This window comes from Nocardioides sp. NPDC057772 (assembly GCF_042798075.1).
In the GTDB taxonomy this organism is placed as follows: domain Bacteria; phylum Actinomycetota; class Actinomycetes; order Propionibacteriales; family Nocardioidaceae; genus Nocardioides.
The window spans coordinates 1-1,366 of record NZ_JBHVKN010000394.1 but is presented as its reverse complement, the minus strand read 5'-3'; the positions used below and the strand labels follow the sequence as shown (position 1 = coordinate 1,366).

The 1,366-nt window shown below is 72.1% G+C and carries 1 protein-coding gene; it reads left to right on the top strand.

What is annotated here, in order from left to right; genetic code table 11:
- Positions 1–1,262: 2-oxoglutarate dehydrogenase, E2 component, dihydrolipoamide succinyltransferase (gene sucB, locus ACFVJS_RS27980; protein ID WP_378886803.1), on the top strand; the 1,262-nt coding region annotated here is incomplete at its 5' end.
- Positions 1,263–1,366 lie beyond the last annotated feature (104 nt).

The following is a 1,366-nucleotide window of genomic DNA, read 5'->3' as shown; positions in this document are numbered from 1 at the left end:
CCGACAAGGTCGACACGGAGATTCCTTCGCCGGTCGCCGGCACCCTGCTCGAGATCAAGGTCGCCGAGGACGAGACCGTCGAGGTCGGCGCCGTGCTCGCGCTCGTCGGTGACGCCGGCGCCGGGCCGGCCGCCGACGCCGCTCCCGCCGCCCCGGCCCCCGAGCCCACTCCCGAGCCGACCCCGGAGCCGACCCCGGAGGCCGCCCCCGAGCCGGCTCCTGCCCCGGCCCCCGCCGAGCCTGCCCCGGCCGCCGCCGCACCCGCGCCGGCTCCTGCCGAGCCGGCCCCCGCTGCTCCCGCTCCGGCAGCCCCGGCTCACGCCGCCCCGGCGACCGAGAGCTCCCCGGCGATCCAGCCCGGTGGCTACGTCACCCCGCTGGTGCGCAAGCTCGCCGCTCAGCACAACGTCGACCTCAACACCGTTCAGGGTTCCGGTGTCGGTGGGCGCATCCGCAAGGAGGACATCCTCCAGGCGGCCGCTGCCAAGTCGGCTCCGGCAGCGGCTGCCCCGGCGGCCTCCACCGCTCCCGCCGCCGCTCCGGCAGCTCCGTCGCCGCTGCGTGGCACCACCGAGAAGATCTCGCGCCTGCGCAAGGTGATCGCCGAGCGGATGACCGAGTCGCTGCACACCTCCGCCCAGCTCACCCAGGTCATGGAAGTCGATGTCACCAACATCGCCCGCCTCCGTGACGCCAACAAGGCCGGTTTCCTGCAGCGTGAGGGCGTCAAGCTGACCTACCTGCCGTTCTTCGCCAAGGCCGCGATCGACGCGCTCAAGGTGCACCCGAAGCTCAACGCCGGGATCGACGTCGAGGCCGGCACGGTCACCTACTACGACCGCGAGAACATCGCCTTCGCCGTCGACACCGAGCGCGGTCTGCTGACCCCGGTCGTCAAGGACGCCGGCGACCTGTCGATCGCGGGCATCGCGAAGAAGATCGCCGATGTCGCCGACCGCACGCGCAACAACAAGATCACCCCGGACGAGCTCTCCGGCGGCACCTTCACGATCACCAACCTGGGCTCGTTCGGCGCGCTCTTCGACACCCCGATCATCAACCAGCCGCAGGTCGCCATCCTCGGCCCGGGTGCCGTGGTGAAGCGGCCGGTCGTCATCGACGACCCGGACCTCGGCGAGACGATCGCGGTGCGCTACATGGTCAACCTCGCGCTGACCTACGACCACCGCCTGGTCGACGGCGCCGACGCCGGCCGCTTCCTCCAGGACGTGAAGAAGCGTCTCGAGGCCGCTCAGAACTGAAGAAGGCGCTCCCCACCGTGACCCCGCTCATCGGGACGGCCGAGGAGATCCCGCTGCCCGGCGGTTCCGTCGACGCCGTGGTCGTCGGCCAGGCCGTCCACTGG